General features: G+C 70.0%; 23 protein-coding genes. 8 read left to right on the top strand and 15 right to left on the bottom strand.

Features of this window, described 5'->3' with window-relative positions:
- Nucleotides 1-58: 58 nt before the first annotated feature.
- Nucleotides 59-1,879: an outer membrane beta-barrel protein gene (locus tag MKK53_RS24560; RefSeq protein ID WP_243931582.1), complete on the top strand. Its 1,821-nt coding sequence runs from the start codon at nt 59-61 to the stop codon at nt 1,877-1,879.
- A gap of 147 nt (nt 1,880-2,026) precedes the next feature.
- Here the strand turns inward: MKK53_RS24560 and MKK53_RS24555 are convergent, their stop codons facing one another.
- Nucleotides 2,027-2,482: a nucleoside deaminase gene (locus MKK53_RS24555; RefSeq protein ID WP_243931581.1), complete on the bottom strand. Its 456-nt coding sequence runs from the start codon at nt 2,480-2,482 to the stop codon at nt 2,027-2,029.
- Nucleotides 2,483-2,604: 122 nt separating this feature from the next.
- On the opposite strand from MKK53_RS24555, the gene MKK53_RS24550 reads away from it, so the two are divergent.
- The 4 genes from MKK53_RS24550 (at nt 2,605) to rsmD (ending at nt 5,877) form a co-directional block, all read left to right on the top strand.
- Complete coding sequence (locus MKK53_RS24550) at nt 2,605-2,796, top strand: CsbD family protein (protein WP_243931580.1); 192 nt, start codon at nt 2,605-2,607, stop codon at nt 2,794-2,796.
- 129 nt (nt 2,797-2,925) lie between these two features.
- Nucleotides 2,926-3,102 carry a DUF1328 domain-containing protein gene (locus tag MKK53_RS24545; RefSeq protein WP_243931579.1) on the top strand — a complete coding sequence of 59 codons (177 nt, stop codon included), beginning with the start codon at nt 2,926-2,928 and terminating at the stop codon, nt 3,100-3,102.
- A gap of 103 nt (nt 3,103-3,205) precedes the next feature.
- The gene (locus MKK53_RS24540) at nt 3,206-5,257 is read left to right on the top strand and encodes a pseudouridine synthase (protein WP_243931578.1); all 2,052 of its coding nucleotides are present in this window, start codon (nt 3,206-3,208) and stop codon (nt 5,255-5,257) included.
- An 11-nt stretch (nt 5,258-5,268) separates the two neighbouring features.
- On the top strand, nt 5,269-5,877 hold the full coding sequence (gene rsmD / locus MKK53_RS24535; RefSeq protein WP_243931577.1) for a 16S rRNA (guanine(966)-N(2))-methyltransferase RsmD: 609 nt from the start codon (nt 5,269-5,271) through the stop codon (nt 5,875-5,877).
- Nucleotides 5,878-6,137: 260 nt separating this feature from the next.
- Here the strand turns inward: rsmD and MKK53_RS24530 are convergent, their stop codons facing one another.
- Both MKK53_RS24530 and MKK53_RS24525 read right to left on the bottom strand, forming a co-directional pair.
- Complete coding sequence (locus MKK53_RS24530) at nt 6,138-6,578, bottom strand: helix-turn-helix domain-containing protein (RefSeq protein ID WP_243931576.1); 441 nt, start codon at nt 6,576-6,578, stop codon at nt 6,138-6,140.
- 178 nt (nt 6,579-6,756) lie between these two features.
- Nucleotides 6,757-9,174, bottom strand: a complete 2,418-nt coding sequence (locus MKK53_RS24525) for a 1-deoxy-D-xylulose-5-phosphate synthase N-terminal domain-containing protein (protein WP_243931575.1) — start codon at nt 9,172-9,174, stop codon at nt 6,757-6,759.
- A gap of 123 nt (nt 9,175-9,297) precedes the next feature.
- Between MKK53_RS24525 and MKK53_RS24520 the strand changes: the two genes are divergently transcribed.
- Nucleotides 9,298-9,765 carry an Lrp/AsnC family transcriptional regulator gene (locus MKK53_RS24520; RefSeq protein ID WP_243931574.1) on the top strand — a complete coding sequence of 156 codons (468 nt, stop codon included), beginning with the start codon at nt 9,298-9,300 and terminating at the stop codon, nt 9,763-9,765.
- A gap of 251 nt (nt 9,766-10,016) precedes the next feature.
- Here MKK53_RS24520 and gatB read toward each other — a convergent pair whose 3' ends face one another.
- The 5 genes from gatB to MKK53_RS24495 all read right to left on the bottom strand — a co-directional run bounded on the left by gatB (nt 10,017) and on the right by MKK53_RS24495 (nt 14,105).
- Nucleotides 10,017-11,489: an Asp-tRNA(Asn)/Glu-tRNA(Gln) amidotransferase subunit GatB gene (gatB, locus tag MKK53_RS24515; protein ID WP_243931573.1), complete on the bottom strand. Its 1,473-nt coding sequence runs from the start codon at nt 11,487-11,489 to the stop codon at nt 10,017-10,019.
- 216 nt (nt 11,490-11,705) lie between these two features.
- The gene (locus MKK53_RS24510; protein ID WP_243931572.1) at nt 11,706-12,005 is read right to left on the bottom strand and encodes a hypothetical protein; all 300 of its coding nucleotides are present in this window, start codon (nt 12,003-12,005) and stop codon (nt 11,706-11,708) included.
- Nucleotides 12,002-13,483 (bottom strand): Asp-tRNA(Asn)/Glu-tRNA(Gln) amidotransferase subunit GatA, encoded by a 1,482-nt coding sequence (gene gatA / locus MKK53_RS24505; protein ID WP_243931571.1) that lies wholly within the window; start codon nt 13,481-13,483, stop codon nt 12,002-12,004. Before gatA ends, MKK53_RS24510 begins: the two co-directional genes overlap by 4 nt.
- A 61-nt stretch (nt 13,484-13,544) precedes the next feature.
- Entirely contained in the window at nt 13,545-13,832 is a 288-nt protein-coding gene (gatC, locus tag MKK53_RS24500; protein WP_243931570.1) for an Asp-tRNA(Asn)/Glu-tRNA(Gln) amidotransferase subunit GatC, read from the bottom strand.
- A gap of 87 nt (nt 13,833-13,919) precedes the next feature.
- Complete coding sequence (locus MKK53_RS24495) at nt 13,920-14,105, bottom strand: hypothetical protein (protein ID WP_243931569.1); 186 nt, start codon at nt 14,103-14,105, stop codon at nt 13,920-13,922.
- 135 nt (nt 14,106-14,240) lie between these two features.
- Here MKK53_RS24495 and ruvX point away from each other — a divergent pair, with 135 nt between their 5' ends.
- Nucleotides 14,241-14,726 carry a Holliday junction resolvase RuvX gene (gene ruvX, locus MKK53_RS24490; RefSeq protein WP_243931568.1) on the top strand — a complete coding sequence of 162 codons (486 nt, stop codon included), beginning with the start codon at nt 14,241-14,243 and terminating at the stop codon, nt 14,724-14,726.
- Nucleotides 14,727-14,887: 161 nt separating this feature from the next.
- On the opposite strand, the gene MKK53_RS24485 is transcribed toward ruvX, so the two are convergent.
- The 7 genes from MKK53_RS24485 to MKK53_RS24455 form a co-directional block, all read right to left on the bottom strand.
- Entirely contained in the window at nt 14,888-16,171 is a 1,284-nt protein-coding gene (locus tag MKK53_RS24485) for a TRAP transporter large permease (protein ID WP_243931567.1), read from the bottom strand.
- A complete protein-coding gene (locus MKK53_RS24480) occupies nt 16,168-16,755 on the bottom strand; it encodes a TRAP transporter small permease (RefSeq protein ID WP_243931566.1) in 588 nt (195 codons plus the stop codon). The genes MKK53_RS24485 and MKK53_RS24480 overlap by 4 nt, the downstream gene beginning before the upstream one ends.
- Before the next feature lie 184 nt (nt 16,756-16,939).
- Nucleotides 16,940-17,944 (bottom strand): TRAP transporter substrate-binding protein, encoded by a 1,005-nt coding sequence (locus MKK53_RS24475; protein ID WP_243931565.1) that lies wholly within the window; start codon nt 17,942-17,944, stop codon nt 16,940-16,942.
- A gap of 115 nt (nt 17,945-18,059) precedes the next feature.
- Nucleotides 18,060-19,562, bottom strand: coding sequence for a fumarate hydratase (locus MKK53_RS24470; protein WP_243931564.1), 1,503 nt, complete (start codon nt 19,560-19,562; stop codon nt 18,060-18,062).
- A 14-nt stretch (nt 19,563-19,576) separates the two neighbouring features.
- Nucleotides 19,577-20,413, bottom strand: a complete 837-nt coding sequence (locus tag MKK53_RS24465; RefSeq protein ID WP_243931563.1) for a MaoC family dehydratase N-terminal domain-containing protein — start codon at nt 20,411-20,413, stop codon at nt 19,577-19,579.
- 11 nt (nt 20,414-20,424) lie between these two features.
- Entirely contained in the window at nt 20,425-21,174 is a 750-nt protein-coding gene (locus MKK53_RS24460) for an SDR family oxidoreductase (RefSeq protein WP_243931562.1), read from the bottom strand.
- A 23-nt stretch (nt 21,175-21,197) separates the two neighbouring features.
- The gene (locus MKK53_RS24455; protein ID WP_243931561.1) at nt 21,198-22,355 is read right to left on the bottom strand and encodes a CaiB/BaiF CoA transferase family protein; all 1,158 of its coding nucleotides are present in this window, start codon (nt 22,353-22,355) and stop codon (nt 21,198-21,200) included.
- A gap of 349 nt (nt 22,356-22,704) precedes the next feature.
- Here MKK53_RS24455 and MKK53_RS24450 point away from each other — a divergent pair, with 349 nt between their 5' ends.
- Complete coding sequence (locus MKK53_RS24450; RefSeq protein ID WP_243931560.1) at nt 22,705-23,142, top strand: MucR family transcriptional regulator; 438 nt, start codon at nt 22,705-22,707, stop codon at nt 23,140-23,142.
- Nucleotides 23,143-23,475 lie beyond the last annotated feature (333 nt).

Here is a 23,475-nt window from a genome sequence, read left to right as displayed (position 1 = left end):
GCTTGGACCGGTGTTCTTCCGACTTCGAGTTGCGTGTTCGCAGGATTGGGGGCGGCAAGTGCGTGTGGCGAAGTCCGACAGTGATGCCGGGAGCACGCGTGCCACGTTCGGGCCGGCGGTCCGCGCCGCCTTCGCCCTGGCTCTGGCGGGGCTGCCGCCGGTGGCCCTCGCGCAGACGCCGCGTTTCGACGCCGTCAGTCCCGTCACCGGCGCCCCGGACAACCCCGGCACCGGCCTCGAGGCCGGTCCCAACGGTCTCCCGGTGCTGCGCAAGCGGCTGTCGGACGGCCAGGGACGCGACGGACGCCCCCAGGAGGCGACGCCGGGCCTCGGTGGGGACGGCGGTGGCGGAGGCATCCTGCTCAACCCCACGAACCAGAGCTTCAGGGCAAGCGGCCTCACGGGCCAGAACGACCGCGTCACCGTCGGCGGGGAGCGGACCGGCGGCGCCTCCACCGCGGTGTTCAACCGCGCGCTGTCGCCGACCCTCCGGTTCCGGGCGGCGCCGTCACGCCGGAACGGTTCGGCGGTCAAGCGGATCACGCGGGAGAGCACGCAGGTCACCACCCAGGCGGTGAGCCTCACGCCGGTGGTGCAGGAGGCGGTCGTCGGCCTGCCGCTGCCGCTCTCGACATTCGGCTCGCGCATCCCGCTGCTGGTGAACAACCCCGCCCTCGGCCTGCTGACGCCTGGCTTCATCCTCGGCACCGACCTGTCGCGGCCGATCCCCACCGATCCGGCCTATGCGCCGATCGGCTATAAGGTGGGCACCTTCACGGTGCTGCCGACCTTCGCCCAGAGCATCGGCTACGATTCGAACCCGGACCAGACGACCCGTCAGTTCGCCAAGGGCTCCGCCGCCCTGCGCACCGAGGCGACGGTGGATTTCCGCAGCGACTGGTCGTCCAGCTCCCTCGACGGGTCGCTGCGCGGCGCCTACCTCGAAACACCCCAGAACGACGCGGCGAGCCGGCCGGCGGCGGACGGCGTGGTGAACCTGCGCATCGATGCCAACCGCGACCTGCACATCGATGGGCAGGCGCGTTTCCTGGTGGACACCCAGCGTACCACCAGCCCGAACCTGCAGGCCGCCACGGCGACGAGCCGTCCGCTGATCGCCCTCTACGGCGCGACGCTCGGCGCGACGCAGACCTTCAACCGCCTGTCGTTCACCCTGAGCGGCCTCGTAGACCGTTCGGAATTCGACGATGTCCAGCTCAGCGACGGCACGCGGATCCGGCAGTCGGACCGGAACCTGAACCAGTTCAGCCTGCGCCTGCGGACGGCCTACGAGATCAACCCCGACCTGAAACCCTTCGTGGACGTGGTCGGCGACACCCGCATCTACGACCAGCGCTTCGATTCCTTTGGGGTCCAGCGCGATTCGAACGGCGTCGGCGTCCTCGCGGGCGCCACCATCGGGCTCGCCCGCCGCCTGACCGGCGAGATCTCCGCCGGTATCCAGCACCGGACCTACACCGACCCGACCCTGCGCGACATCGATGCCCCCCTCGTCAGCGCGACTCTCGTTTGGTCGGCGACGCCCCTGACGACGGTGCGCTTCAACGCGGCCACGGGGGTGACCGAGACGACGATCCCCGGATCCAGCGGCGTCCTCACCGAAGTGGCGACCCTGGAAGTCCAGCACGATCTGCTGCGGAACCTGTCGATCGTCCTCGGCGGCTCGCTGCTGCACAACGAGTACCGGAACAGCACGATCCGCGACAACGGCTTCTCGGCGACCGCCCGGCTCGATTATCGGTTCAACCGCTGGCTGACCTTGCGCGGGACATACATCTACCAAGAGATTAACAGCACCTCCACGGCGTCGAGCTTCCGGGACAATACGGTGCTGGTGGGGATCAGGGTCAACCCCTGACCGGGCGAGGGGAACGGCGGACCCGATCTTCGCCTTCGCAGTGCCCGCGGGCACGGCCGACTGTCTGGCTGGACCCTCCTGACGACGGCCCGGATGGGATCGGTTCTCCCGACGATGGCCGTCCGCGGCGAGGGGCCGGAGACGGCCCTACTCTCGCCGGACGGCGAAGAACTCGCGCAGCAGTTCGGCCGCCTCGCCTTCGCGGAATCCGCCGTAGACCTCCGGCGCGTGGTGGCAGGTGGGCTGGTTGAACACCCGCGGCCCGTGCTCGACGCCCCCACCCTTCGGGTCCCCCGCGCCGTAATACAGCCGGCGGATGCGGGCGAAGGAGATCGCCCCCGCGCACATCGGGCAGGGTTCCAGCGTCACGTAAAGATCGCAGCCCGACAGGCGCTCGTCGTCGAGGGCGAGGCAGGCGGCGCGGATCGCCAGGATCTCGGCATGGGCGGTGGGGTCGCGCAGGGATCGCGGCCGGTTGTGGGCCACGGCCACCACCCTCCCCTCCTTCACCACGGCGGCCCCCACCGGGACCTCCCCCTCGGCGGCGGCCCTGCGCGCGGCCTCGAAGGCGAGGTCGAAGGGTGCGACCGGGCGCTCACCCATCGGCGTCCCGCCATCCAACGAGCGGGCGAAGGGGAGATGTTAACGTGCGGAACATTCCCGGCGGTATCCCCGTTTCTTGGCCGACGCGGCCTCGCCGTAACAAGAGACGATGGAGTGACGCCATGACCAGCACCACCGACAAGATCAAGGGCGCGGCCAATGAGCTGGTTGGCAAGGCCAAGCAGGGCATCGGCGACGCGACCAACAACGACAAGATGAAGGCCGACGGCGCCGCCCAGGAGCTGAAGGGCAAGGCCCAGACGACGGTCGGCGACGCCAAGGGCGCCGTCAAGTCGGCCACCGACAAGCTCTGAGATCGACAGAACACCCGGCGTGCGACGGCCCTCCCCGGAGGGTGCCGCCGCGCCGGGGTGTGGTCTCCCTCCGCACCGGGTGATGCTACGCCGGCGTCACCCGGGCCGCTCGCGCAGGACACTTCTTAGATGATCGGTTGGGCCATCACGTTCCTCGTCGTCGCCCTGGTGGCGGCGCTCCTGGGTTTCGGCGGCATCGCCGGCACGGCGGTCGAGGCGGCCAAGCTCGTGTTCTTCGCTGCCATCGCCCTGTTTCTGATCTCCGCCGTGTTCGGCGTGATGCGCGGGCGCTCACCCAGGGTCTAAGCCCCTGAACATCACCGATTCCGCAGGGTGAATGCGGGGATCGGGGCCCTCCGGATGCGCGCGCGGTCTCGCCTGAGACTGGCGGCTCTGGTATGGGCCGGCGATGACCGACATTCCAAACGACGACACGCCCGGCGCCGACCGGGACGGCCCCCAGTCCCCCGACCGCGCCGAAGCCTGGCAGCCGGCCACCGACGCCGGCAGCGCGAAGGACTTGGCGCAGGACGCTCAGACCGGCCATTCGAGGGGCCGTTCCGCCCCCTCCGGCGACGCGACGTTGAAGCGCAAGGCCGCTGCACCCGTGGCTCCGCCGCAGGTCGAAGAGGGCTCTGCCGAACCTTCCGACGAGACCCCGCCCGACACGAATGCCGGCTTCGCCGGAGAGCGGATCGCCAAGGCGATCGCCCGGGCGGGCCTCGCTTCCCGCCGGGATGCCGAGGCGATGATCCTCGACGGCCGGGTGAGCGTGAACGGCACGGTGATCGATTCGCCCGCCCTGAACGTCACCGACGACGACGCGATCTTCGTGGACGGCGAACCCCTGCCCACCCGCGAACGCACGCGCCTCTGGATCTTCCACAAGCCGCGCGGCCTCGTCACCACCGCCCGCGACCCCGAAGGCCGGCAGACGGTGTTCGAGGTGCTGCCCGAGGACATGCCCCGGGTGGTCGCCATCGGCCGCCTCGACATCAACACCGAGGGGCTGCTGCTGCTGACCAACGATGGCGGCCTCGCCAAGGTCATCGCCCATCCCGATACGGGCTGGCTGCGCCGCTACCGGGTGCGGGCCCACGGCGACACCGATCAGGCCCAGCTCGACCGCCTCGCCAAGGGCGTCACCATCGACGGCATGGAGTACGGGCCGATCGAGGCGACCCTCGACCGGGTGCAGGGCGACAACCTCTGGCTGACGCTCGGCCTCCGGGAGGGCAAGAACCGCGAGGTGAAGCGGATCCTCGAACATCTGGGCCTCCAGGTGAACCGGCTGATCCGCATGTCCTTCGGGCCGTTCCAGCTCGGGGATCTCGAAGTCGGGCTGGTGGAGGAGGTCCGCACCCGGGTGCTCAAGGACCAGCTCGGCAAGAGCCTATCCGAGGCGGCGGGCGTCGATTTCGAGAGCCCCACCCGCGAGCCGATCTCGCCCTTCGGGGGTCCGGCCAAGGCGGCCGGTTCCGACGGACAGCAGGGCAAGCGCCAGGAGCGCCGCGCCCCCGCCCGGCCCGCGCCGCAGCGGGTCTCCACCGGCGGCACCGGGGCAGGTCCCCGCCGCTCCGTCTGGCGTGAGGAAGGGCCGGCGCAGGAGCAGGGGGCGTACAAGCCCGGCCGGCCGCCCCGGCGCGGGGCCGATCCGCGGATCGATCAGGCCGCCTCTGCCGCCGAGCGGGGACGCGAGCGCGTGGGCGCCATCAAGTCCGGGGACCGCCGGGTGCTCGTGGAGCGCCTGTCGCCGAGTCCGGCCCGGCCGCAGGCCGAGGAACAGCCCCGGCGTCGCTACTCGAAGGCCGCCCCCGGCCGTCCGGATGGCGATGGCGGGGGCTACCAAGGCCGCCGTGAGGGCGCACCGGCCCGGACGACCGAGTTCCGGCGGGACGAACGGCCTGCCCGCAGCCAGGATCAGCGCGGCGCCGGCCGCCCCCAGGGCGCGAGGCCCCGGGACGATTCCCAGGGCGGGAACTGGCGCGGCCAGCGCGATGCCGGGCCCCGCCGCGAGGGTGGTGCACCCCCGCAGGCTCGCTCGAATGAGCGCAGCGATTTCGGGGGCGGCGAGCGCAGGAATCCCCGGCAGGAGTCCGGATCGGCCGGCCCGCAGCGCGGCCGCTCGGATGCGGGCGAGGGCTATAAGGGTCGCTCCGGCACTCCGGGCAAGTCATTCGGCGACCGTCCTGGCGGGAAGTCGTTCGGCGACCGTCCGGGTGGAAAGTCGTTCGGTGACCGGCCCGCAGGCAAGTCCTTCGGCGACCGCCCCGGCGGCAAGTCGTTCGGCGACCGACCGGGTGGAAAGTCGTTCGGTGACCGTCCCGGGGGCAAGTCCTTCGGCGGGGGCAAACCCGGCGGCGGCTTCAAATCCGGCGGAGGGTTCAAGCCCGGCGGGTCGCGGCCCGGGGGCGGCGGCGGCAAGCCGGGCGGCGCGCGTCCGCCGCGCGGCACGCGCTAGGGCCGACGACCATGCGGATCGTCGGAGGCCAGTGGCGCGGGCGTCGTCTGGCCACCCCACGGACGGATGCCATCCGTCCGACCTCCGACCGCCTGCGGGAGTCGCTGTTCAACGTGCTGACCCACGGCTACGACGATGCCGTCGCCGGGGCGCGGGTGCTCGATCTGTTCAGCGGGACGGGTGCGCTGGGCTTCGAGGCCCTGTCGCGGGGGGCGTCCTACGCCCTCCTCGTGGATGAGGGGGCCGAGGCGCGCAGCGTCATCCGTACCAACATCGAGGCGTTCGGGGCGGAGGGCGTGACCCGCCTGTTCCGGCGCGACGCGACCAAACTCGGCGAGGCCGGCCCTGCAGGCCGCTTCTCCCTGCTCTTCTGCGATCCCCCCTACGGCCGGGACCTCGCCCCCGCGGCCCTCACGAGCGCCGCGCAGGGCGGATGGCTCGCCTCCGGTGCGCTCGCCGTGGTCGAGGAGGTGGCCTCCGCCGCCGTCACCCTGCCGGCGGACTTCGCGGAACTCGAACGACGGGTCTACGGCGACACTGTCGTGATCCTGGCCCGCTACGGCGGATCGCGGCCGGCGCGCTCGTTCGGGAAGATCGCCCCAGGCGCTGCATCAACCTGAGAGTTGCCCGGGACGTCCGCACGCCCCGTCTTCGCTCGCAAGGACGGCGTTGGATCGCAGGCAGCCGGTTCCGTCTTCCGGGCCGGATACCGTGGTGCCGTGGAACGGTCTCGGAGGGGCGGGTCGGAAAGCTCCGCTAAACCTAGCGTCCGCCTTCGACTCGATGTGCCATCGCGAGGGCGCCCCGGAATGAGGGGGCAGGGCCGGATCACGCAGCGATCCAGGACAAGGCCTGCCGCGGGGGCGGCCTGAATTAGGCTTCAGTGGGCGGGCGGCTCGCCCGGCAGGTCCGCGGCGTGCTCTTCGGCGGCGACCGTCGCCTTGGACACCCGCAGCGTCGCCTTCACCATCATCAGGATGCTCCGGCGCACTTCCTCGTCACCGATCGACGCATAGGCGCGGAGCAGGTCGATGGCGCCGTCGCTGTGAAGGAGCATCTCGATGGCGTCGTCCGGAGCCGGTTGCGCCGCGTCCTCGAAGAAGGTCGAGACCGGCACGCCCAGACGGTCGGCGATGGCCTGCAGGCGCCCCGCCCCGATCCGGTTCTTGCCGGCCTCGTATTTCTGAACCTGCTGGAAGCTGATCCCGAGGGCTTCGGCCAGCTGCGACTGGCTGAGGCCGTTGGCCGTGCGCAGCAGGGCGATGCGGCTTCCGATGCCGTGATCGACGGGAGTGGATTGCTTCGGTTTCGACGTCTTCATCCATGCCGCTCCGGCAGAGGTGCGGGAATGACGATCCCCCTCAATCCCTCAATTCCTGGTTGCGTCGCGATGTAAACCGAAGCCCGGGCGGATTGCCAACACCGATTGTTACGCAGGACGGCGCCCAGCGCATGGCAACCGGCCCGGAGCTGTGCGCCCCGGGCTGGCTCGACGGCAATCAGGCGTGCGCCGTCCCGTTCCCGGCCAGACGGTGGCCGTAACCGCGGAGGCGGATCGGCCGCTCCGGCGCGAGCCCCCCGGCGGCGGCGGCGATGCCCTGGGCATCGATGCCGTAATGCCGATAGAGGTCTGCCACGGTGCCGGTCTGCCCGAACCGTTCGATGCCCAGCGCCCGCGTCCGGTGTCCATGCACGGAGCCGAGCCAACCGAGCGTGGCCGGGTGGCCATCGATGACGGTGACGAGGCCGCAATGCGGAGGCAGGCTGTCGAGCAGGTCTTCGATGTGGGAGCGCGCCCCCCGGTCCCCCGCCTCGCGGGCGCGCTGGGCCGCCGACCAGCCCGCGTGCAGGCGGTCGTAGGAGGTGACGGCGAGGAGGCCGATATCGCGCCGGTCCTCGGCCATCAGCCCCACCGCCTCGATCGCCTCCGCGGTCGGCGCCCCGGCCACCGCGACGACGAGGTCGGCGTTCGGCCCGGGCTCCCGCAGCCAGTAGGCGCCCTTCACGATCCCGTCCGCCAGGGCGGGGGTCATCGTCCGCTGCGGCTGCGCGAGGCTGCGCGTCGAGAGGCGAAGGTAGACCGAGCCGCCCGCCTTGCCGTCGCGCTGCACGTAATCGAAGGCGTGGGCCATGATCACGGAGAGTTCATCGACGAAGGCCGGCTCGAAGGTGGTGAGCCCATCCTGCGCCATGCCGATCAGCGGCGTGTTGATCGACTGGTGGGCGCCGCCCTCCGGCGCCAGCGTCACGCCGGAGGGCGTCGCGGCGATGATGAACCGGGCGTCCTGGTAGCAGGCGTAGTTCAGGGCATCGAGCCCGCGGCAGATGAAGGGGTCGTAGAGCGTCCCCACCGGGATCAGCCGCTCGCCGAACAGGCGATCCGAGAGGCCCAGCGCCGAGAGCAGCAGGAACAGGTTCATCTCGGCGATGCCGAGTTCCATGTGCTGGCCCTTGGTGGAGAAGTCCCAGTTGAAGGTCGAAGGGATGCGCTCCGACTTGAACAGGTCGCGCAGCTCCTCCTTGGCGAACAGCCCCCGGCGGTTCACCCACCCCCCGAGGTTGGTGGAGACGGTGACGTCCGGCGAGGTGGTGACGATGCGGGACGCCAGCGGCGTATCGGTTCTGGCCAACTCGTTGAGGATCAGGCCGAACCCCGCCTGGGTGGAGAGGCTCGGCTGGCGCGGGCACGGGAAATCCTCCGGCACCGGCAGCTTCGGCGCGGAGTAGCGGCGCGGCCCTGCCGAGAAGAACGGCGAGGTCTCGATAAACCGCCGCAGGTCGGCCTCCGGCACCTGGATCCCCTCGAAGGGCTCCCATTCCCGGCCGGCGCGGACGCCGACCTTGTCCCGGAACAGCTCCGTCTGGGCGGGGGTGAGCAGGCCGGAATGGTTGTCCTTGTGGCCGGCGAGCGGCAACCCGTAGCCCTTGACGGTGTAGGCGATGAAGACGGTGGGGCGGTCGTTGTCCGCCGCCTCGAAGGCCTTGAGCAGGTTCACCATGTCGTGCCCGCCGAGGTTGCCCATCAAAGCGGCCAGCTCCTCGTCGTCCCTGCGGGCGACGAGGGCCAGCGCATCGGGCTCCCCCGCGAGATCCTGGTTGAGGCGCTTGCGCCACGCGGCGCCGCCCTGGAACGTCAGCGCCGCGTAGAGCTGGTTCGGCGCCGTGTCGATCCAGCCGCGCAGGCTCTCCCCGCCGGGCTCGGCGAAGGCGGCGTCCATCAGGCATCCGTATTTCAGGATCACCACATCCCAGCCGAAGGACCGGAAGATCTCCTCGAAGCGGGTGTACAGGCCCTCGCGGATCACCGCGTCGAGGCTCTGGCGGTTGTAGTCGATGATCCACCACGTCCGGCGCAGGCCGTGCTTCCAGCCCTCCATCAGCGCCTCGAAGATGTTGCCCTCGTCCATCTCCGCGTCGCCCACCAGGGCGACCATGCGACCCTCCGGCCGGTCCAGGCCCCAGCCGTGGGCGCGGACGTAATCCTGCACCAGGGAGCCGAACAGCGTCTGCGCCACCCCGAGGCCGACGGAGCCGGTGGAGAAATCCACGTCGTCCGTGTCCTTCGTCCGCGACGGATAGGACTGGACGCCGCCGTAGCCGCGAAAGTTCTCCATCTTCTCGCGGGTCTGCCGGCCGGCGATGTACTGGAGCGCGTGGAACACCGGCCCGGCATGGGGCTTCACCGCCACCCGGTCCTCCGGCCGCAGGGCCGCGTAGTAGAGCGCGGTCAGGATCGTCGCCATCGAGGCGGAGGAGGCTTGGTGGCCGCCGACCTTCATGCCGTCGGGGTTCGGCCGGATGTGGTTGGCGTTGTGGATCATCCAGGTGGAGAGCCACAGGGCCCGCCGCTCCAGCTCCGCGAGGTAGGGCAGGCGCGGATCGGCGGCGGCGGCTTCGGGGGTGATGGCGGGCGACATGGCGGATCTCGTCGGAGGATGCCCAGACATGCCACGCCGCCCCCGGCGGAAGTTGCCAAATTCGCCCCCGTGCGATTAGATTTTGGCGATTTTCACCCCGAACGCGGGCTTCGTTGGCAGATCATGGCAGAACGGGCCATCGACGGGATCGACCGCAAGATCCTGGCCGAACTTCAGCGGGACGGGCGCATCACGGTGCAGGATCTGGCCGACCGGGTGGGGCTGTCCTCCTCCCCGACGCTCAGGCGGATCCGGATGCTGGAAAAGGCGGGCATCCTCAAGGGCTACGTCGCCCTGGTGGATCAGGCGCGGGTGGGCCTGCCGATCTCGGTCTTCGCCTCGGTGAAGCTCGAACGCCAGCGCGAGGAGGAGCTCGACCGCTTCGCCGAAGCCGTCGCCCGCTGGCCCGAGGTGGTGGAGTGCTACCTGATGACCGGCCGGCACGATTACCTGGTGCGGGTGGTGGTGCCCGACCTCGCCGCCTACGAGCGGTTCCTGAAGGACAAGCTCACCCGCCTCGACGGCGTCGGCTCGATCGAATCGAGCTTCGCCCTCGGGCAGGTGAAGTACACCAACGTGCTGCCGGTCTGACCTGCCGCCTCAGCCGGCACTGCGCTCGCAATGATGGTGGGGGGCACTGCGAAACGGGGTGGTCGACCGCCGATCCCACCCTTCCCTTCATCCCGAGGTGCCGACGCGCAGCGGCGACCTCGAAGGAGGGCTCCAGACAGCTCGGTTATCCCTGTAGGGCTCCTTCGAGGCCCGCCGACGCGGGCACCTCAGGATGAGGAGACGGGTGGGATCAATGCCGCGACCAACCCGTGGCGAAGAGGCCCCCCGCCTTACTCGATGCCGAGCTTCGCCTTCAGCAGGGCGTTGACGGCCGCCGGGTTCGCCTTGCCGCCGGTGGCCTTCATGGTCTGGCCGACGAACCAGCCGAGCAGGGTCGGCTTCTCCTTGGCCTGGGCGACCTTGTCCGGGTTCTTGGCGATGATCTCGTCCACGGCGGCCTCGATGGCGCCCGTGTCCGTGACCTGCTTCATGCCCCGCGACTCGACCACGGCGCGGGGGTCGCCCCCCTCGGACCAGACGATCTCGAACAGGTCCTTGGCGATCTTGCCGGAGATCACGCCTTCGCCGATCAGGTCCACGATGGCCCCGAGCTGGTCGGCGGAGACCGGCGTCTGCTCAATGCCGAGACCCTCCTTGTTGAGGCGGCCGAACAGCTCGTTGATCACCCAGTTCGCCGCCGCCTTGCCGTCCCGGCCCTTGGCGACCGCCTCGTAGTAGTCGGCCGAGGCCCGCTCCGCCACGAGCACGCCCGCGTCGTAGGTGGACAGGCCGTAGTCGCGCACGAACCGCGCCTTCTTGGCATCCGGCAGTTCCGGCAGGCCCTCGGCCAGGGAATCCACGAACGCCTGGTCGAACTCCAGCGGCAGCAGGTCCGGATCGGGGAAGTAGCGGTAATCGTGCGCCTCCTCCTTCGAGCGCATCGAGCGCGTCTCGCCCTTGCCGGGGTCGAACAGGCGGGTCTCCTGATCGATCGTTCCGCCATCCTCGAGGATCGCGATCTGCCGGCGGGCCTCGGTCTCGATGGACTGGCCGATGAAGCGGATCGAGTTGACGTTCTTGATCTCGCAGCGGGTGCCCAGCGGCTCGCCGGGGCGGCGCACGGAGACGTTCACGTCGGCGCGCAGGCTGCCCTTCTCCATGTCGCCGTCGCAGGTGCCGAGGTAGCGCAGGATGGTGCGCAGCTTCGTCACGTAGGCCTTCGCCTCGTCGGACGACCGCAGGTCCGGCCGGGAGACGATCTCCATCAGCGCGACGCCGGAGCGGTTCAGGTCCACGTAGCTGCGGGTCGGGTCCTGATCGTGCAGGGACTTGCCGGCATCCTGCTCCAGGTGGAGCCGCTCGATGCCCACGGTGAAGGACGTGCCGTCGAGCATGTCCACCAGCACCTCGCCCTCGCCGACGATCGGGTCCTTGTACTGCGAGATCTGGTAGCCCTGCGGCAGATCCGGGTAGAAGTAGTTCTTCCGGTCGAACACCGAGCGCAGGTTGATCTGCGCCTTCAGGCCGAGGCCGGTGCGCACTGCCTGGGCGACGCACTCCTGGTTGATCACCGGCAGCATCCCCGGCATCGCCGCATCGACCAGGGAGACATGGTCGTTGGGCTCGCCGCCGAAGGACGTGGAGGCGCCGGAGAACAGCTTCGCCCGGCTCGTCACCTGGGCATGGATCTCCATGCCGATCACGACCTCCCAGTCGTGCAGGCCGCCCTTGATCAGCTTCTTGGGGTCAACGGGTGCGTTCATGGTCGGTCCGAAGGCGGCTGGCGATTCTGGGCGACGATACCATCTCCGCTCGGCCGATCCGGCCCTCGCCGTCATCGCGAGCGCAGCGAAGCGACCCAGGGAAGCACGAGGCTTCCGGACGTGGCGCCACTGGATTGCTTCGCTGCGCTCGCAATGATGGTGGCGTGTCCGAAGTCGTCAAGCAAAGGCGTTCTTAGGAGCCCCCTGCCCGGAGGGTCAAGCGCGCCGCCCCACCGCGCGGCGGGCCCCGTAGCCGAGCATGGCCCAGAGCAGGGCCGCCCCGGCGCGGACGGTGAAGAAGGTCGGCCCGTCATGGGTGATCGGCGCCGGCCACGGGATGCCCGCCGCCGTCACCACCCACGAGAACAGCACCGCGATGGCGAAGGCCGCGATGGCCGCGATGAAGGTCTTGCCGAACTGGTCCGCCTTCCAGCCGAGGTACAGGGCCACCACGATGAGCGCCGGGTCGAACCCCGCCCAGATCCAGACGGTCCAGGGATAGAACGGGACGGTCATGCCCACCACGCGGCCGGCAGCGCGGTGCGCCCAGCCGAATCCTCGATGACCTGCGCGGCGGCGAACAGGGTCTCCTCGTCGAAGGGGCGGCCGATGAGCTGGAGACCCAGCGGCAGGCCCTGCGAATCGAGCCCCGCCGGCACGGCGATGCCCGGCAGGCCGGCCATGTTCACGGTCACGGTGAACACGTCGTTGAGGTACATCTCCACCGGGTCGGCATTCGCCTTCTCGCCGATGCCAAAGGCCGCCGAGGGGGTGGCGGGGGTGAGGATCGCGTCCACGCCGTCGGCGTAGGCGGCCTCGAAGTCGCGCTTGATCAGCGTGCGGATCTTCTGGGCGCGGACGTAATACGCGTCGTAGTAGCCCGCCGAGAGCACGTAGGTGCCGATCATGATGCGGCGCTTGACCTCCCGGCCGAACCCGGCGGCGCGGGTGTTCTCGTACATCCCGGCGATGTCCTTGCCCGGCACCCGCAGGCCGTAGCGGACGCCGTCGTAGCGGGCGAGGTTCGAGGACGCCTCGGCGGGGGCGACGATGTAGTAGGCCGGCAGGGCGTAGGAGGTGTGGGGGAGCGAGATCTCCTTGATCGTCGCGCCGGCCGCCTTCAGCCACGCGGCGCCCTCGTCCCACAGCCTCTGGATCTCGGCGGGCATGCCCTCGACCCGGTACTCCTTCGGGATGCCGATGGTGAGGCCCTTCACGCCCCGGCCCACGGACGCCTCGAAATCCGGCACCGGCAGGTCGGCGCAGGTGGTGTCGCGGGCATCCGCGCCGCTCATGGAGGCGAGCAGGATCGCGCAATCCTTCACGGTGCGGGCGATGGGGCCGGCCTGGTCGAGGGACGAGGCGAAGGCCACCGTGCCCCAGCGGGAGCAGCGGCCGTAGGTCGGCTTGATGCCGACCGTGCCGGTGAAGGCGGCGGGCTGGCGGATGGAGCCGCCGGTGTCGGTCGCCGTGGCGCCGAGGCACAGCCGCGCGGCCACCGCCGCCGCCGACCCGCCCGACGAGCCGCCGGGGACGATCGGCGCCTCGGAGCCCGTGCGGCGCCAGGGGGAGATGACGTTGCCGAAGGCGCTGGTCTCGTTGGACGAGCCCATGGCGAACTCATCGAGGTTGAGCTTGCCGAGCATCACGGCGCCGTCGCGCCAGAGGTTGGCCGACACCGCCGATTCGTAGTGCGGCACGAAGCCCTTCAGGATCTTGGACCCCGCGGTCGTCTCGACGCCGTGGGTGCAGAACAGGTCCTTGATGCCGAGCGGGATGCCCTCCAGCGGGCCGGCCGCGCCGGAGGCGATCCTGTCGTCCGACACGTCCGCCATGGCGAGCGCCCGCTCGGGCGTCTCCAGCAGGTAGGTGTTGAGCGCGCGGGCCTTCGCCATCGCGTCGAGATGCGCCTGGGTCAGCTCGCGGGCGGAGAGGGTCTTCGCCTTCAGGGCGTCCCGCGCCTCGGCGAGGGTGAGTTCGTTGGGGCTGCTCACGCGTGTCAGGTCCCTGCGCGCCGCGGAGGCGCGTGCATGAGGAAAGGTCCGGGTGGGAGGGTTACTCGACCACCTTCGGAACCAGGAAGTAGTGGTCCTCGGTCTCGGGGGCGTTGGCCACCACGTCGATGGCGCGCCCGCCCTCCGTCACGGCGTCCTCGCGCTTCTTCATCGCCATCGGCAGGACCGAGGTCATCGGCTCGACGCCGGAGACGTCCACCGTGCCGAGCTGCTCCACGAACGCCAGGATGTCGTTCAGTTCGGCGCCCAGCGGACCGACTTCCTCGTCGGTCACCGCGATCCGCGCCAGATGTGCGATCCGCCGCACAGTCTTCTCGTCGACCGACATGCCGTCCCATTCGTCGCGGCCGGGGAGTCGTTCCCTCGGACGGGCGGGCTATAGCATTGCGGTTCGAAGGCCCGCAACGCGGGCGGTTCACGTCACCACGTGGTTGGGCGCGACGCTCTGCTCGACCACGACCCCTGGAGGCCGGATCGGCCGCAGGACGGATTGGGCGAAGCCGAACACCAGCACCTCGAAGGCGAGGAGCAGCATCCAGCGGTGGCGGCGCCGGCGGACGCGCTGCCCCTCGGCGTGGATAGTATCAGAAGCGACCGGCACAGCCGTCTCCGCGAGACCCGTTAACGAAACCTTAACCAATCTAGCGGCGCTCGGCTCCCCGCGCATCCGGCGTGATCGCGGATATGGTTAAGTCTGTGGACGGGACGGGGCCGCCTCGCGTAGGCCTGTGCCGGCATGGACAAGCAACTGATCCGCGAATTCGCCGCGGCCTCCCGCGGCGGGGCGCGCCTGCTCGGCCTCGATCTCGGCACCAAGACGATCGGGCTCGCCCTGTCGGATCTCGGCCGCCAGATCGCGAGCCCGCTGGAGACGATCCGCCGGGTGAAGTTCACCCCCGACGCCGCGCGGCTGAAGGCGGTGTGCGAGGCCCACCGGGTCGGCGGGCTGGTCCTCGGCCTGCCCCTCAACATGGACGGCAGCGAGGGGCCGCGGGTGCAATCCACCCGCGCCTTCGCCCGCAACCTCGCGCCGATCCTGCCGCTGCCGGTGCTCTATTTCGACGAGCGCCTGTCCACCGCCGTCGTCACCCGCGCGCTGATCGAGGCGGACGCCTCCCGCCAGCGCCGGAGCGAACTCGTGGACAAGCTCGCCGCCGCCTACATCCTGCAGGGCTGCCTGGATGTGATGCGCAACCTCGAAGACGAGGATGCGGAGGCGTAGCCCGTCGGGTGGCACCACGGGCGGCGGATATTCACCACCGTCCTTGCGAGCGCAGCGAAGCAATCCAGGGAAGCGCGAGATCCTGAAGTGTCCCGCCGCCCTGGGTTGCTTCGCTTTGCTCGCAAAGACGGATGCGGGGCGCCCTGCAGGGCGCCCCCCGGTCACATCGCCCCGAGGGCCCTCGGCAGCCAGAGGGACAGGGCGGGCCAGTAGGTGACGAGCACGAGGAAGCCGAGCATCGTCAGCAACCAGGGCAGGACCGCCACGGTCAGTTCCGAGATGCCCATATGGGCGATGCCGCTCGCCACGTAGAGGTTCAACCCCACCGGCGGGTGGCAGAGCCCGACCTCCATGTTCACCGCCATGATGATCCCGAAATGGATCGGGTCGATCCCGAGCTTGATGGCGATGGGGAACAGGATCGGCGCCATGATCAGCAGGATCGAGGACGGCTCCATCACGTTGCCGGCGACCAGCAGGATGATGTTGACGACGAGCAGGAAGACCAGCGGGCTGAAGTTCTTGGCGATCAGCCAGGCGGCCATCGCCTGGGGGATGTTCTCGGAGGTCATCAGGAACGAGAACAGGACCGCGTTGGTGATGATGTAGAGCAGCATCGCGCTCATGTTCGCCGAGGCGAGGAGGACCCGCGGCACGTCGGAGAGCTTCAGGTCGCGGTAGACGAACACGGCGATGACGAAGGCGTAGACCGCCGCCGTGGCCGCCGCCTCGGTGGGGGTGAAGATGCCGGCATAGATGCCGCCGATCACCATCACCACGAGGAACAGGCCCCAGACGCTCTCGCGGAAGGCCGCCAGCCGCTCGCGCCACGTCGCCCGCGCCATGCGCGGGTAGCCGTTCTTCCTGGCGATGATGAACGTGACGAGGCCGAGCAGGGCCGACAGGACGATGCCCGGCATCACCCCCGCCAGGAAGAGGTTGCCGATCGAGGAGTTGGTCGAGACCCCGTAGAGGACGAGGATGATCGAGGGGGGCACGAGGATGCCGAGCGCCCCGGAGGTGGTGATGATCCCCGCGCCGAACCGCTTCGGATACCCCTCGGCCACCATCGCCGGCAGGATGATGGAGCCGATGGCCACCACCGTCGCGACGCTCGACCCCGACACCGCCGCGAACAGGGCGCAGGCGACGACGCCCGCGAGCCCGAGCCCGCCGGGCCAGTGCCCGACGAGGGAGGTGGTGAAGGCGATCATCCGCCGTGCGACGCCGCCATGGGCGAGGAAGTTGCCCGCCAGGATGAAGAACGGGATCGCCATGATCGAGAAGTTCTCGATCCCCGTGAACAGCTTGAGGGCGACGCTCTCGATCGGCACCTGCGTCAGGGTGAACAAGAAGGTCAGCACCGTCAGGCCGAGCGCGATCGAGATCGGCATGCCGGTGAGCATGAGGGCGATGAGCAGCCCGAAGATGATCAGACCGCTCACGCCGGGCCTCCTTCACGTCCCATCTGGATCGGATCGACGCCCTCGACGGTCTCGACGCCGTCGACGCGGGCATGGTCACGGGCGGGCAGGTGCCCGGTGCGCAGGAAGGTCCAGGCCACCTGGAGGAAGCGGAAGCACATCAGGTAGGAGCCCAGCGGGATCGCGAGGTAGACGAGCCAGACCGGGATCTCCATGTCGGGCGTGGTCTGGTCGGTGTGGCCGATGCGCCAGACGAAGCTCGCCCCCAGCGACCCGACGATGCCGGTGAACACGGCGCCGGCCAGCAGGCTGAACAGCACCATCCCCCGCCGCGCCCCCGGCGGCAGGCGGTTCACCAGCACATCGACGCCCACATGGATGCCGGTGCGCACGCCGTAGGCCGCGCCGAACTTCGCGACCCAGATGAACATGTAGATGCACAGCTCCTGCGACCAGCCGAAGTCGATCCGGTCGGTGTAGTCCTGCAGGCTCGGGATGCCCGACAGGAAGCGATGCACCACCGTGGCGAAGGTGATGAGCGTCGCCGCCGCCATCAGCGTGCCGATCAACAGCTCTTCGAGCCGGTCGAGGATCTTCAGGAACATGGGTCTCGCATCGGCTGCGGGAGGTTCGGTGCGGGAAGGGTGTCGGCACGGGGCGGGGGCGTCGCCAGGGCCTGGAAGGAGGGCTCCAGCCGTCGCCCGCCCCCGGTCAGCGTCCGCCGGGGCCGCTGTAGCGACCTCCCGGGCCGAGGGGGCGGGTGGGATCGGGGGCCCACCCGTCGCCGCCTCAGTTCGCCGGCGCGCCGGCCGCCTCGGCTTCCTTGTTGAGCGCCGTCACCAGATCCCGGCCGACGCGGGAGGCCATCTCCTTCTGGACCGGGGCCAGGGCCTTGCGCCAGGCAGCGTTCTCGGCCTCCGTCGGGGTGTAGACCTCGGTCTTGCCCGTGGCGCGGATGGCGGCCAGCGCCTTCTCGTTGTCCGAGCTGGCGACGGAATGCTCGAACTCCGTGGCGTCCTTGATGGCGCCTTCGAGGGTGGTGCGGATGTCGGCGGGCAGGCCGTCCCAGAACGGCTTGTTCACGATCACCGCGTAGCCGACATAGCCGTGATAGGTCAGGGTGGCGTGCTTCTGCACCTCGTTGATCTTCTGCGTCAGCACGTTCGACGGCGGGTTCTCCTGGCCGTCGACGACGCCGGTCTGCAGCGCCTGATACAGTTCCGAGAAGGCCAGGACCTGCGGCATGGCGCCGATCTGCTTGAACTGCGCCTCCAGCACCTTCGAGGACTGGATGCGCATCTTCAGGCCCTTCATGTCCTCCGGCATGTGCATCGGCCGGTTCGAGGTCATGGCCTTGAAGCCATTATCCCAGTAGCCGAGGCCCTTGATCCCCTTGCTCTCCAGCTTCTTGAACAGGCCCTGGCCGATCGGGCCTTCCTGCACCTTCCGCAGCACCTGCTCGTTGGGGAATATGTAGGGAAGGTCGAAGGCCTCGAACTCCTTCACGCCCAGTGGGCCGAACTTGCTGGTCGAGGGCGCGAGCATCTGCACCGCGCCGAGTTGCAGCATCTCGACCTCTTCCTTGTCCTTGTAGAGCGTGCTGTTCGGGTAGATCTCGACCTTCACCGCACCCTTGGTGCGCTCTTCGGCCAGTTGCTTGAACTTCTCCGCGCCCTGCCCCTTCGGCGTGTCGGCCGTGACGACGTGGCTGAACTTGATGACGATCGGATCCGCCCAGGCGGGGGATGCGAAGGCGAGCGCGCAGCCGACTGCGCCGAAAAGCAGGGTCTTCATGGTTCCCTCCCGAGGATGCCCTGTTCGGGCTCATTGTATTTTGGATAGACTGTCAGGCTCGCCGCCGCACGGCAAGGGTTGGCCGGCGGCAAAAGTATCGTTTCACCCGATCCGGTCAGGCCGGGGCGGGGCGGCGCCAGCGCAGGGGACCGGTGCGGTGGATCGAGGCGCCGCCCGCATCCACCGCCACGGTCACGGGCATGTTCTCGACGGTGAATTCATGGATCGCCTCCATGCCGAGGTCGTGGAAGGCGAGCACCCTTGCCGAACGGATCGCCTTCGAGACGAGGTAGGCGGCCCCGCCCACGGCGATGAGATACGCGCAGCCGTGCCGGGCGATGGTCTCCATCGCCTCCGGGCCACGCTCGGCCTTGCCGACCATGACGCGCAGGCCGGTCCGGGACAGGATCGGCTCGAGGAACTTGTCCATCCGGTTGGCCGTGGTCGGACCCGCCGGGCCGATGGCCTCGTCGCCCACCGCATCGACCGGGCCGACATAGTAGATCGCCCGGTCCTTGAGATCGACCGGAAGGGGCTCGCCCGCGTCCAGCATCGTCGTCAGCCGGAGGTGGGCCGCGTCCCGGCCGGTGAGGAGCCGGCCGGTGAGCAGGAGGGTCTCTCCCGCCTTCCAGCTCGCCACCTCCTGAGCGCTCAACGTGTCGAGATCGACCCGGCGGCCCTGGGCGGCCCCCGTCGCCAGCTCCCGCGGCCAAAGAGAAATGTCCGGCGGCGTGAAGCTCGCGGGCCCGGACCCGTCGAGGGTGAAGGCCACGTGCCGGTCCGCGGCGCATTGGGGGATCAGCCCCACGGGCTGCGAGGCCGCGTGGACCGGGAAGGTGCGGATCTTCACGTCGAGGACGGTGGTGAGCCCGCCGAGCCCCTGCGCGCCGATGCCGAGGGCGTTGATCCTCTCGAACAGGTCGAGGCGCATCTCCTCCAGCTTCGATGCGGGGCCGCGGGCGCGCAGCGCCGGCATGTCGATGGGATCGAGCAGGGCTTCCTTGGCCATCGCCATGGCCTTGTCCGCGGAGCCGCCGACCCCGAGGCCGATCAGCCCCGGCGGGCACCAGCCGGCGCCGAGCCCCTCGACCGTGCGCAGGACCCAGTCGGTCACCGAATCGCTGGGGTTGAGCACGGTGAACCGCGCCTTGTTCTCCGAGCCCCCGCCCTTGGCCGCCACGTGGACGGAGACCGTGTCGCCGGAGACGATCTCGACATGGACCATCGCCGGGGTGTTGTCGCCGGTGTTCTTCCGGGAGAACAGGGGATCGGACACCACCGTCGCCCGGAGGGGGTTGCTCTCGGTGAGCCAAGCCCGGCGCACCGCCTCGTCGGCGATCTCCTGGAGGGGGCGGGCCGACTCGATGCGGGCGTTGATGCCGATCCTGAAGAACAGGTTGGCGATGCCGGTGTCCTGGCACATCGGCCGATGGCCGATCGCCGCCATGCGGGAATTCGTGAGGATCTGGCCGATGGCGTCTCGGGCGGCCGGGCTCTCCTCCCGGTCGTAGGCCGCAGCCAGGGACGTCACGAAGTCGGCCGGGTGGTAGTAGGAGATGAACTGCAGGGCATCGCTGATCGAGGCGATCAGGTCGTCTTCGCGGATCGGCCGGGCCATGCGCGTCCTCCCCGTCAGATGGATGCGCTGGCGCGCATGCAGACCCGGCCCTCGGCGTCGAGCGTGACGCCTTCCCAGCCCTGCCCGGCCATCCGCCCGCACACGGAGAACGTCTGGTTCGCGGTCATCGGCGAGACCCCCCGGTGGCGGAAGATGGCCGGCACCCGGCCGAGCGCGATGGTGGCGAGGTTCATGAGCAGCGTCGCCTGGATCGGCCCGTGCACGACGAGGTCCGCGTACCCCTCGACCTGCGTGGCGTAGGGCTGGTCGTAGTGGAAGCGGTGGCCGTTGAAGGTCATCGCCGAGTAGCGGAACAGCAGGGTCGGCGTCGCCGGCAGGCGCCAGACCGCCTCGTACGCCGCCGGGTCGGCCCGCTCCGGCGCGGGTGCGGCGCCGCTCTGCGCCCCCGCCGCCTCCCGGTAGACGATGTCCTGCCGTTCGCGGATGGCGAGCCCGCGCGGCCCGATGACCTCGTGCGCCACGGTGACGAAGGACAGCCTGCCGCTGCGGCCGGACTTGTGGGCCACGTCGCGCAGGGTCTCGACGCGGGTGACCGGGTCGCCCACGCGCAGGGGGGACAGCGTCTCGACCTCGCCACCGGCCCACATGCGCCGGGGCAACGGCACCGGCGGCAGGAACCCGCCCTTGGCCGCGTGGCCGTCCGGCCCAAGGGAGTCGGCGCCCGGCGTGTCCGGGGCGAGGCACCAGTGGAAGGCGGGCCACGCCTCGCCTTCGGGGACGGGCGCGAGATGGGGGGCGAAGGTCGCCTGGAACTCGGCCATCAGCCGGGGCGTCACGAGGTCCCTGCCCTCGCGCGTCCGGCCGATCCAGTCGGAGAACTCTTCGCCCATTGCCGGCCTCCTCAGGCGGTGCGGCCGCCATCGACCGGGAGGTCGATCCCGGTGATGAACTCGGCCTCGTCGGAGGCCAGGAACAGGGCCGCCGCCGCGATGTCCTGCGCCGTCGAGAGCCGCCCGAGGGGGATGGTGGCGATGAACTTCGTGCGGTTCTCCGGCGTGTCCGGCACGCCCATGAAGTCCTCCAGAAGCCCCGTCGCGCCCATCACCGGGCAGAGGGCGTTCACCCGGATCTTCCAGGGCGCCAGTTCCAGGGCCAGGGAGTGGGTGGCGAGGCTCGCCGCGCCCTTGGACGCGTTGTACCACGTGAGCCCCGGGCGGGGCCGCAGAGCCGCCGTCGAGCTGACGTTGAGGATCGCCCCGCCGCCGTTGTCGCGCATCACCGGCGCCGCCGAGCGGACGAAGTGGAAGATCGACTTCACGTTCACCCGGAACACACGGTCGAAATCCTCCTCCGTCACCTCCATCAGCGGCTTGTTGCGATGGGTCGTGCCGGCATTGTTGACGAGGATGTGGGGCGCCCCGAAGCGCCTGCCGGTCTCCTCGACCACCGCAGCCACATCGGCCGCCGCGCCCACGTCGGCGGCGATCGCGATCGCCCGGTCGCCGAGCGTCCGGGCCAGGTCATCCACGGCCTCGCGGCGGATATCGACCAGCGCGACCCGCGCGCCCTCCGCCGCGAAGCGCTCCGCGATGCCGGCGCCGAAGCCGCCGCCCGCGCCGGTCACGATCGCGATCTTTCCTTCGAGCCGCATGGCGTCCTCCCGTTCGTGTTCTCTCAGGCGATGGCCGCGAATTCCTCGCGGATCCGGGTGCTGTGTTCGCCCACGGCGGGGACCGGCCCAAGGCGGCGCACCTCCCCGTCGATCAGGACGGGCGGGGCCACGATCCGCGCCGTCCCGGCCGGCGTCTCGACCTCGGCGCGGACCAGGGCCGGATGGGTGGCGAGGTCGGCCAGGGTGTTGACGAAGCCGTAGGCGGTGCCGGCCGCCTTCAGCCGCGCGGCGGCCTCGTCGCGGGTGAGGCGTTTCAGGGCCTCGCCGATCCGCCCGTCGAGGACCGCGCGGTTGGCGACGCGGGCGTTGTTCGTATCGTACCCCTGCGACCGGGCCAGGGCGGGCTCCCCGAGGACGCGTTCACAGAAGGCCGCCCATTCCCGCTCGTTCTGGATGGAGATGAGGACGAGGCTGTCGTCGGCGGTCGCGTAGGCGCCGTAGGGGCTGATCGAGGGATGGGCGAGGCCGAGCCGCTCGGGGGTCCGGCCCGTCCCCTCGAAGTAGAGCAGCGGCACGTTCATCCAGTCCGCCGCGCCGCTGAACAGGCTGACGTCGAGGGCGGCGCCCTCCCCCGTGATGCCGCGCCCGATCAGCGCCTCGAGCACCGCGGCGTGGGCGTCCATCCCGCAGGCGATGTCGCAGACCGAGACGCCCACCCGGCCCGGCCCCGCCGGATGGCCGGTGATGCCGGCGAGCCCGCTCTCGGCCTGCACCAGCAGGTCGTAGGCCTTCATGTCGGCGTAGGAATGCCCCGCGCCGTAGCCGGAGATGTCGACCGTGATCAGGCGCGGATGGCGGGCGCGCAACTCCGCCGAGCCGAAACCGGCCCTCGCCGCGGCGCCGGGCGCGAGGTTCTGCACGAAGACGTCGGTGTTCGCGAGGATGCGGTGCAGGAGGGCCGCGTCGGCCGGGTCCTTGATGTCGGCCACGAGGCTTTCCTTGCCGCGGTTGAGCCACACGAAGTAGCTCGCCAGACCGTTCACCGCCGCGTCGTAGCCCCGGGCGAAATCACCCTCCGGCCGCTCGATCTTGATGACCCGGGCCCCGGCATCGGCCAGCCGCGAGGTGCAGTAGGGCGCGGCGACCGCCTGCTCCAGGGCGAGGACCGTCAGGCCCTTCAACGGCAGCGAGTTCGGTCGGCCCTGCCTGTCTGGCGGCATCGCACTCTCCCCGGGGGCGCGCCGCGCGGCACGCATCGACGGCGCTTCGTTCCGCCTCGTCGCGCCCTGACATGCCGCAGGGCGCGCTCCCTGTCCAACCCGCGCTGAGGCGGGGAAGCGCCCCGTTCCGAGCGGCCGGAGGCGGGCTGGATTCATTCACAAAGTGAGAATGGTAAAGTGCGCAAAACCTCGAGTTTAGTAGACGCGCCTATTTGAGATCTTCCTCAGCAAAAACAGCATTGGGATCTTGAAAACAGCGCAGTCATGATGAAATTGCTCGGGATCGAATCATTGGATAGGGATCGAGATCATGTCGGTGGGCACCGCGCAACCTGCGGGTGAGGACGCAATGCATCAACTCACGCTCTACGCGAGTGATGTGATCTCCGCTTACGTCGCGAACAATCCGCTGCCCGCGGCGGAGCTTCCGGCGCTCATCGGCAGCGTCCACGCCGCCCTGAAGCGGCTGACCGAGACCGACATGGCGGATTCCGCCGCCAAGGACGACACCAAGGTCAGCCGGCCGAGCAACGCCGAGATCCGCCGCTCCATCGGCCGCGACGGTCTGGTGAGCTTCATCGACGGCAAGGTCTACAAGACGCTGAAGCGCCACCTGTCCAGCCACGGGCTGGATCCGGACAGCTACCGCGAGCGGTTCGGCCTCCCCAGCGACTACCCGATGGTGGCCCCGAGCTACGCCGCGCGCCGTTCCGCCCTCGCCAAGGAGATCGGCCTCGGCCGTCCGGGCGCCCTGGCGGCACGACAGGCGAAGCAGAACGCCGCGTAGGCGAATTCACGGCGTCGGCGCGTCTTCCGGAACAGGCGCCGGCATTCGTCCCTCGCGTTTCGGCGCTGCCTCATATTCGGGCTGGACCGCCCCCGGGCGGCTCACTACCGAATTGCCGAAACGACTGAGGGAGATACGACATGAATGCTGTTGTCCATGCGATGACGCGCGCGCCGACTTCTCGCACCGCAGATCATCCGCCGAGAAAGACTGAGGCCGAGACGATCCAATCGGCCCTCCGCGCGGACCGGCAGGCCCGCAACGAGCGGACCGCAAGGCTCCGGGCGATGCTCCTGGCCGTCGGCGAGGAGGTCGGGTCCTAGTGCATCGATC

Origin of the sequence: Methylobacterium sp. J-076, assembly GCF_022829405.1 — a bacterium.
Taxonomy (GTDB): Bacteria; Pseudomonadota; Alphaproteobacteria; order Rhizobiales; family Beijerinckiaceae; genus Methylobacterium.
This window is presented reverse-complemented; position numbering and strand designations above follow the sequence as displayed.

What these genes read in the sequence shown, in the direction of transcription:
- MKK53_RS24450 (WP_243931560.1), top strand. Translation starts at nt 22,705, where the DNA reads ATGCATCAACTCACGCTCTACGCGAGTGATGTGATCTCCGCTTACGTC.
- MKK53_RS24460 (WP_243931562.1), bottom strand. Translation starts at nt 21,174, where the DNA reads ATGCGGCTCGAAGGAAAGATCGCGATCGTGACCGGCGCGGGCGGCGGC.
- MKK53_RS24470 (WP_243931564.1), bottom strand. Translation starts at nt 19,562, where the DNA reads ATGGCCCGGCCGATCCGCGAAGACGACCTGATCGCCTCGATCAGCGAT.
- ruvX (WP_243931568.1), top strand. Translation starts at nt 14,241, where the DNA reads ATGGACAAGCAACTGATCCGCGAATTCGCCGCGGCCTCCCGCGGCGGG.
- MKK53_RS24465 (WP_243931563.1), bottom strand. Translation starts at nt 20,413, where the DNA reads ATGGGCGAAGAGTTCTCCGACTGGATCGGCCGGACGCGCGAGGGCAGG.
- MKK53_RS24475 (WP_243931565.1), bottom strand. Translation starts at nt 17,944, where the DNA reads ATGAAGACCCTGCTTTTCGGCGCAGTCGGCTGCGCGCTCGCCTTCGCA.
- gatC (WP_243931570.1), bottom strand. Translation starts at nt 13,832, where the DNA reads ATGTCGGTCGACGAGAAGACTGTGCGGCGGATCGCACATCTGGCGCGG.
- MKK53_RS24530 (WP_243931576.1), bottom strand. Translation starts at nt 6,578, where the DNA reads ATGAAGACGTCGAAACCGAAGCAATCCACTCCCGTCGATCACGGCATC.
- gatB (WP_243931573.1), bottom strand. Translation starts at nt 11,489, where the DNA reads ATGAACGCACCCGTTGACCCCAAGAAGCTGATCAAGGGCGGCCTGCAC.
- rsmD (WP_243931577.1), top strand. Translation starts at nt 5,269, where the DNA reads ATGCGGATCGTCGGAGGCCAGTGGCGCGGGCGTCGTCTGGCCACCCCA.
- MKK53_RS24455 (WP_243931561.1), bottom strand. Translation starts at nt 22,355, where the DNA reads ATGCCGCCAGACAGGCAGGGCCGACCGAACTCGCTGCCGTTGAAGGGC.
- MKK53_RS24510 (WP_243931572.1), bottom strand. Translation starts at nt 12,005, where the DNA reads ATGACCGTCCCGTTCTATCCCTGGACCGTCTGGATCTGGGCGGGGTTC.
- MKK53_RS24480 (WP_243931566.1), bottom strand. Translation starts at nt 16,755, where the DNA reads ATGTTCCTGAAGATCCTCGACCGGCTCGAAGAGCTGTTGATCGGCACG.
- MKK53_RS24555 (WP_243931581.1), bottom strand. Translation starts at nt 2,482, where the DNA reads ATGGGTGAGCGCCCGGTCGCACCCTTCGACCTCGCCTTCGAGGCCGCG.
- MKK53_RS24525 (WP_243931575.1), bottom strand. Translation starts at nt 9,174, where the DNA reads ATGTCGCCCGCCATCACCCCCGAAGCCGCCGCCGCCGATCCGCGCCTG.
- MKK53_RS24550 (WP_243931580.1), top strand. Translation starts at nt 2,605, where the DNA reads ATGACCAGCACCACCGACAAGATCAAGGGCGCGGCCAATGAGCTGGTT.
- MKK53_RS24520 (WP_243931574.1), top strand. Translation starts at nt 9,298, where the DNA reads ATGGCAGAACGGGCCATCGACGGGATCGACCGCAAGATCCTGGCCGAA.
- MKK53_RS24545 (WP_243931579.1), top strand. Translation starts at nt 2,926, where the DNA reads ATGATCGGTTGGGCCATCACGTTCCTCGTCGTCGCCCTGGTGGCGGCG.
- MKK53_RS24540 (WP_243931578.1), top strand. Translation starts at nt 3,206, where the DNA reads ATGACCGACATTCCAAACGACGACACGCCCGGCGCCGACCGGGACGGC.